General features: G+C 69.4%; 3 protein-coding genes and 3 pseudogenes. 1 reads left to right on the top strand and 5 read right to left on the bottom strand.

Annotated elements, in window-relative coordinates; translation table 11 throughout:
* The 4 genes and pseudogenes from AB0N31_RS35950 to AB0N31_RS35935 all read right to left on the bottom strand — a co-directional run.
* Positions 1–384, bottom strand: a pseudogene (locus AB0N31_RS35950) (hypothetical protein); the annotation flags it as partial.
* 274 nt (positions 385–658) lie between these two features.
* Positions 659–3,526, bottom strand: a complete 2,868-nt coding sequence (locus AB0N31_RS35945) for an Ig-like domain repeat protein (protein WP_366062748.1) — start codon at positions 3,524–3,526, stop codon at positions 659–661.
* Positions 3,527–3,618: 92 nt separating this feature from the next.
* Positions 3,619–4,719: pseudogene (locus tag AB0N31_RS35940) on the bottom strand (beta-propeller fold lactonase family protein); the annotation flags it as partial.
* A 168-nt stretch (positions 4,720–4,887) separates the two neighbouring features.
* Positions 4,888–5,634 carry an IPT/TIG domain-containing protein gene (locus AB0N31_RS35935; protein WP_366062747.1) on the bottom strand — a complete coding sequence of 249 codons (747 nt, stop codon included), beginning with the start codon at positions 5,632–5,634 and terminating at the stop codon, positions 4,888–4,890.
* An 833-nt stretch (positions 5,635–6,467) separates the two neighbouring features.
* Here AB0N31_RS35935 and AB0N31_RS35930 point away from each other — a divergent pair.
* Positions 6,468–6,856 (top strand): annotated as a pseudogene (locus AB0N31_RS35930) (leucine zipper domain-containing protein); the annotation flags it as partial.
* 147 nt (positions 6,857–7,003) lie between these two features.
* Here the strand turns inward: AB0N31_RS35930 and AB0N31_RS35925 are convergent.
* Complete coding sequence (locus AB0N31_RS35925; RefSeq protein ID WP_366062746.1) at positions 7,004–7,405, bottom strand: hypothetical protein; 402 nt, start codon at positions 7,403–7,405, stop codon at positions 7,004–7,006.
* Positions 7,406–7,559 lie beyond the last annotated feature (154 nt).

Raw genomic sequence — 7,559 nt, 5'->3', positions numbered from 1 at the left:
CCGACGACGCGTACCAGGCGCGGGGCGGGAGGGCCCCGGAGCCCGGTGACACGTCCCATCTGCGGATGGGACATACCTATGCCCAGCTCGCCGCCGGGTGATCGTCCAGTACCGGACCTTCTCGTCATGGCGGCGCTTGTTCTCTTCGAACATCGACGCCCGGGATGCGGCCAGCTCGATGAGGACCTGGCTCTTGTGCGAGCGGACATGGGTGACGATCATCGGCCGTGGCTCCGGGTCCTTGTGCTCAGCCACCCGGAAGGTCTGCACGCCCGCCAGCAGTGAGACGGCGTACGCAGCGAAGGCGCAGTAGGCGAGGACGTCGTGGTGCTTGTGCGTCGCCAGGAACTGGGCGGCGGTCGCCGCGAACCCGATCAGGAACACCGCCTTGGTGTCGATCTTCGCCAGCGAGTCCGACTGGCGCGTCAGCTGCGCGGCCGCCTCGTTGTTGAGGAGCTCCAGCGTGTCTTTTGCGCCTCAAGTTCAGCCGGTGTCATCGTCATGCCGAGAGCCCCTAGGAGCACCGGGCGGCGGCGACGGGCGCAGCAGCCGGCCCGCTTACCGCGGGGCCGTGACGACGCTTTCCGACGACGCTGCCAATCCCGAGCCGGTGCCGGTCCGTGTCGTACTGCCCGCCGATTTTTTGGAAGGCACCAGGTCAGGGCGCGACGGTATGAGTGTCCGTGCCGCCGGAACTGGCGAAGTCCGCGCTGCCGGTGTAGGCGACGGTGATGGGGTGGGTGCCGACGCTCAAGGTGTTGATGGTTGTGCTGGCGGTCCCATTGACGAGGGTGAGGGTGACGGGTGAGCGGTTGCCGATGGTGAAGGTGACGGAGCCGGTGGGGGTCCCCGCTCCCGGTGGAACGGCTGTGACGGTCGCCGTCACGGTCGTGTCCTGTCCCGGGCGTGAAGGGTCCGGGGAGGAGACGACCGTAGTGGCTGACTGCGCCCGGTTCACTGTGTGCGGGTCGGTTCCACTGGACCCGGCGAAGCTGGTGGTGCCGTTGTAGGTGGCGGTGACGGTGAACAGGCCGCTGGACCTGGTGGTGTAGGGGCGGGTGGTGGTGGCGGTGCCGTTGGTCAGGGTGGCGGTGACTGGACTGGTGCCGTCGCCGAAGTTGAAGGTGACGGTGCCGGTGGGGGTGCCTGCTCCGGGAGCGACGGGCGCGACGGTAGCGGTGAACGTCACCGGCTGGCCCACCACCGACGGATCCGGCGACGAACTGACCGACGTGGTGGTCGACGCCCGGTTCACGGTCTGCGTGTCCGTCCCGCTGGAGCCCGAGAACGCAAGGGTTTCGTTGTAGGTGGCGGTGACCGTGTAGGGGCTGCCGGTCCTGGTGGTGTAAGCCCGTGTGACCGTAGCCGTGCCGTTGGTCAGGGTGGCGGTGACTGGACTGGTGCCGTCGCCGAAGTTGAAGGTGACGGTGCCGGTGGGGGTGCCTGCTCCGGGAGCGACGGGCGCGACGGTAGCGGTGAACGTCACCGGCTGGCCCACCACCGACGGATCCGGCGACGAACTGACCGTCGTGCTCGTCGGCGCCCGGTTCACGGTGTGCGTCTCCGTCCCGCTGGAGGAGACGAAGTCCAGGTTTCCGCCGTAGGTCGCGGTGACCGTGTATGGACTGCCGGCCCTGGCGGCGAAGACGTGGGTGACGGTGGCGGTGCCGCCTGTCAGGGTGGCGGTGACCGGGGTGGTGCCGTCGCCGAAGTCGAACTCGACCGTGCCGGCGGGGAGGCCCCGTGCGGGGGCCAGCGGTGTGACCGAGACGGTGAAGGTGACGCTCTCGCCGACCACCGAGGGGTCCGGCCAGGAGGTGACGTTGGTGAGGGTCAGTCCCCGGCGCACCCGGTGGGTGTCGGTGACGGTTGAGCCGGTGAAGTCCGCGTCGCCGTCGTAGGTGGCGGTGACCGGGTACGGGCTGCCGGCGGCACTCGTGTAGGTGTGGGTGGTCGTGACCGACGCCTCGGTGAGCGTCAGCATGCGAGGTGTGGTGCCGTCGCCGAAGTCGAGGGTGAGGCCGCCGGTGGGGGTACCCGCTCCGGGGTCTTCGGCTGTGACGGTGAGGATGAAGGTGACCGGCTCCCCCACCACGGACGGATTCGGTGCGGACACCACCGCGATGTTGGTTGACGCCTGTTCCACGGTGTGGGTGGCCGTCGTCGTGGAGCCGGCGAAGTTCTCGCCGTCGTCGTAGGTGGCGCTGACCGTGTACGGGCCGCCGCTGGTGGCGTAGGCGTGGGTGATCACGGCCGTTCCGTTGTCGGCAGGCGCGGCGGCCGGTGCCGTACCGTCCCCGAAGTCGAAGATCACTTTGCCTGTCGGCGTGTCCGCCCCAGCGGTGTCCGGTGTGACGGTCGCGGTGAAGGTGACCGGCTGGCCCGTGACGGACGGCTCGGGTGAGGAGCTGAGCGCGGTGGAGGTGGAGGCCCAGTTCACCGTCTGGAGGTCGTGCCCCGTGGAGGAGCTGAACGCTGCGTCGTCGCTGGTGTAGACGGCGATGACCGGGTAGGGGCTGCCGGTCGCGGAGGTGTAGGTGTGGCTGACGGCGGCGATCCCGTCCGCCATGGGTGCCTGCGCGGTGGATGTGCCGTCGCCGAAGTCGAAGGTGACGGTTCCGGTGGGGGTACCGGCCCCGGCGATGACCGGTGCGACCGTGGCGGTGAAGGTCACCGGCCGCCAGGCCGTCGACGGATCGGGTGCGGAGCTTACCGTCGTGGTGGTGGCCTGGACATCGGAGCGCACCCGGTGGGTGCGGACGTCACCGGAGGGAGCGTAGTCGGTGTCGCCGCTGTAGGAGGCGGTGATCGTGTAGGTGGCCTCGGTGGCGGGGTAGGTGTGGGTGACCGTGGCCAGACCGTCAACAAGCATCTGGACGGCGGCCGGTGTGCCGTCGCCGAAGTCGACGGTCACCGTGCCCGTGGGCTGCCCGGCGCCGGGGGCGGCCACGATGACCCGCGTGGTGACGGTCGCCGGTGTATCGGGGTTGGAGGGCTCCGGGGAGGACAGGACCGTTGTCGAGGTCGGCGCCTGCCCCACGGCCTGCTCGACGGTGTCCGACGACGGGGCGAAGTCGTCGTCCCCGCTGTAGGCGGCGGTGACCGTGTACGGGCTGCCGCCGGTGGTGTAGCTGTGGGTCGCTGTGGCCAGCCCGTCCAGCACCACGGCGGTGACCGGGACGGTGCCGTCGCCGAAGTCGAACCAGACCGTACCCGTGGGCGCGCCGGCCGCTGGAGTGACGGGAGCGACGGTCGCGGTGAAGACGACCGGCTCACCGACGACAGGCTGCTCCGAGGAGGAACTCAGTGTGGTGGTCGTCGGCGGGTCGACGTAGGTGTAGGTGGGACCGATGGTGATGCCGCCCAAGGTGGTCACCACCACCGGAGCACTGATGGTGCGCCCGGGCGGGGCGGGTGGCGCGGGGGGCGCGGTGAGGACGAGTTGGGCGTCGGAGACGACGGTCGGGTACACGCTGACAGGCCCGATCCGTACCTCCTGGGTGGTGTACAGACCGATACCGGTGATGGTGATGGTGTTGCCGCCCTCGTTCGGCCCAGTGGTCGGGGAGATGGCCCGGAGCCGTGGGGGCTGCAGGTAGAAGAACGTCCCGATCGTGTAGGCGACACCGGCGAGGGTGACGGTGACCGGGACGACGCCGGTGCCGGGGGGGTGACGGCGGCGATGGTGAAGTCGTCCACCACCGAGAACAATGCGGCTGAGCGGGCACCGAAGCGCACCTGGGTGGCGCCGGTGAAGCCGCGTCCGCTGAGGATGACTGTGGTGCCCCCTCCGGTGGACCCCTGGTCGGGTGAGACGGGCACCGGAATGTTCAGCACGGCGACCGTGTCGGTGTCGCTGTCGGCCACGTAAATGTTGCGGCTGTCGCGAGTGACGGCGATTCCGCCGGGCCGGCCGAGCCCGGTGACGGTGGCGGCGCGGGCGTTGGTGGCCAGGTTGATCGCCGTGACCGAACCGGAGCCGCTCTCGGTGACATAGGCCAGCGCGCCACGGGGGCCGACGGCCAGGGAGACAGGGGCGTTGAAGCCGCTGATCGTGGTGGCCAGCCTGTACGTGGTGGTGTCCAGGACGCTGACCAGGCCGCTGCCGTGATCGGCGACGTACAGCCGCTGCCCGTCGGGAGTGACGGCCACCCCCTGTGGCTGGGCGAACCCTGCGATACTGGCTACGGCCGTGTTCGTACCGGTGTCGACCACGGTGATCGTGCCGTCGCCGAAATCGCTGACGTACGCGTAAGGGGCGTCCGGGGAAATCGCAATCTCGTACGGGGTACTGCCCACCGCCACGCTCGTGACGACCGCGCGCGTGGCGGTGTCCAGCACCACCAGGCTGTCGGTGTCCTGGCTGACTACGTAGGCGCGGGTGCCGTCCGGGGAGAAGGCGATGCCTGCCGGTGCGGAGACGCCGCCGATCGTCGCGGTGACGGTCAGGGTCGCGGTGTCGATCACGCTGACCGTCCCGAAAACAAAGTTGCCCACATAAGCCTGCGTCCCGGCCGGGTTGACGGCCACTCCCCACGGGCCGGCCCCCACGGTGACAGTGCCGGTGGCGGACCGGGTGACGGTGTCCAGAGCGGTGACCGTGCCCGAGCCGAAATTCGTCACGTAGCCGGCCCGGCCCAGGCGGGCGGTGGCCACACCTGTGGGGCTGTCACCGACCGGGATGGTGGCGAGGGGGGCAGGGGAAGCCGTGATGCTCATGGCACGCACCCGCGCAAGCAGATCGATGGACACGGATGGAGCCTTCCTCCTGGGGAACGGCATTAGCCGGAGACGGCCCGGCGATGACGCCGGCGAACCATCACGGCGGGTGTCTGGAGGGTCCCCGCGCCACCTGACGGCGCGGGGACCCGTCGCTGGGTGGGCGGATCAGATACCGGGGCCGGCGACGTAGGTGAACGCGCCGACCGCCGTGTCCGACCCGGCAGGGTTGGTGACGACCACGTCGGCCGCCCCTGCGGTACCGGGCGGGGTGACCACCGACAGGGTGGTCGTGTTGATCACCGAGAACGGCGCCGCGGCGCCGTCGAAGGTGACCGAGTCGGTGGTGTCGAGGTTGGTGCCGGTGATGGTCACCGCGGTGCCGCCCGAGGTCGGGCCCGAGGTGGGAATCAGGGAGGTGACCGTCGGGGCGTCGACGTAGGTGTACGTCAGGCCGTTGTTGGTACCGCCCGCGGTGGTCACGCTGACTCCGACCGGACCGGCGGCGGCACCCGCCGGCACGGTGACGCTCAGGGAGCTGTCGGAGTTCACCGTCGGCGTGGCGGTCACCCCGCCGAAAGACACGCTGGTGGCCGTCGACAGGCCGGTCCCGGTGAGGGTGATGGTGTTGCCGCCGGCCAGCGGACCGGAGGTAGTACCGAGCGACGACTTGAACGGGGCACCGACGTAGAAGAACGGCACCGGGTTGCTGGTCCCGCCCGGAGTGGTCACCGTGACTCCGACCGTGCCGGTCCCGGACGGGGACACAGCGGTGACCTGGGTCGGTGAGACCTGGGTGACGTTCGTTGCCGACTTGTTGCCGAACTTCACCGCGCTGGTGTTGGACAGGTTCGTACCCGTGATGGTCACCAGCGTGCCACCACCGGTGGAACCCTGATTCGGAGAGATGGGCATAGCAGTACTCCTCGCTCTTGGTGGGGACTTGCGAGGAACCGGCACAAAGGGCCAGCCAGCCGCCGACGGCAGCGTCACAGGGACAAGACCATCACGCGGTCAACGCCGTCAGGGGCCAGGGAGAGCGAACAGAGGCGACGCACGCACCGCCGTGGCCACGGCTAAGCACACTGCAGCCCCGGCGCCTCCTGTGGGCAAGAAGAAAAACCGGCAAACGGCTGCCTGTCTCAACACTCCCCCGGCACAGGGATGGGCAGCCCGCCGGTTCACACTCTCAGTGACCCACACGCCCAATCGAGTGACAAGAGCCCACCCCCTCTATCACCCGAACGAAGTAATCACCCGGTTCAGGCTGCGCCTCGACGTTGGCCTGTGGAGCAACATCAGCGACCCACCCCCCCCCCCTTGTGACCTGCTAAGAAGACACCAAGAAGGGATACCGCCCACCCCGCCCTTGTAACGGGCCACTGAACAACGATCGCCATGGCGAACAGTCACAACGAACCAGTAGCTGCCTATCCGCCAGTTGAACGCGAGCGCCGTTGCAGGCATATCAGCGTGGCGGCCCTGGTCGCCGGTGCCGTCCCTCCGGCGGAGGCACCCGGAACATTGCCCGCCGTAGCCGCCCGGGCAGAAGGGCCCGACCGGCCATAACCAGTCCGACGCCTAGCATGGCCCCTCCGATGGCGACGCACCCGGAAGACAGCCAGCCGACCTTGTTCTCACCGGCCCAGGCTCCCGTGCTCTCGGCGACGAGGAAGCCAAGCAGGCACGCGGCGCTGATCAGGGCATACCACCAACGAGAGAGCACCAGATCACCCTGAGGTTCCCCCGAGATGGGCATCTCGCGGACCACGGCCCACCAGTGGATCCGCCGCTGGCGCCGTGAAGGCGAGGCCGGGCTTCTCGACCGTTCCAGCAGGCCGCACCGGACACCGCACCGCACCCCGGCGACGGTGGAGGACCGGGTGTGCCGGCTGCGGCGGGACCGCAAACTCGGCCCGGCTCGCATCGGCCCGGTCCTGGGCCTGCCCGCCTCCACCGTGCACCGCGTCCTGACCCGCCACGGCCTCAACCGCCTGGCCTGGCTGGACCGGCCCACCGGGACCGTGATCCGCCGCTACGAACGCGACCGCCCGGCGGACTGATCCACGTCGACGTCAAGAAACTCTGCCGCATCCCCGACGGCGGCGGCCACAGGGTCCGCGGCCGCGACGCCGGCCGGCCGATCCGCGGCACCCGTTACGGTCGGGGCGGTGCAGGATCACCGCAGTCTCGGCTTCCGCCATGGGCTCTTCTAGTGGACTCAAGTCGGAGAGCGCGGGGGGATCAGTCTGGGGGGTGTCCTCTTCCGGCGTCAGATGGGCTGTCACCAGGACGGCGACGTCGCGTTGGAGGGCGAGCTGTTGCAGCGCGGCGAACGTTGCCCCTTCGGAGGGTTCGCCGTAGACGGCCTGTCCGTATCCGTCCACGACGACGAGGGCAAGTCCGGCTGGGCAGTCAGCTGCTCCATCAGATTCTTGAAGGGCCAGCTTCCGGTTTTCAGCGCGCGGCTCCACAACTGGAGCCGGGACTGCTCCATCGCCTCACGAGCACGTTCGATGCGTGCGCGGCGCCCCTTGTTGATCGAGAGCGGGCGGTCGGTGTTCACCGACGTGGTGGCGACCAGGTTGCGCATGATGGTGTCGGTGCCACTTTCGAAGCTGGCGAACAGGGCCCGGTGGCCGAGCTCGTCGTTGTGACGGGCCACGCTCAGGGCAAACGCCGTCACGCCTGCGGATGGGGGCGCTGCGGCGACCGTGATGCGCCCTCGCGGCATCGGGCCGACTAAGACCGTGTCCTATGTGGTGAGGCGGACGAGTCTTTTGTAGCAGCAGAGGGCGGCTGCGAGGCCGAGAAAGGCCAGGTAGTTGCGGGGTTCGCGT

This window comes from Streptomyces sp. NPDC051051, assembly GCF_040682975.1.
In the GTDB taxonomy this organism is placed as follows: domain Bacteria; phylum Actinomycetota; class Actinomycetes; order Streptomycetales; family Streptomycetaceae; genus Streptomyces.
The sequence above is the reverse complement of the archived record's forward strand: the minus strand, read 5'-3'. Positions and strand labels throughout refer to the sequence as shown.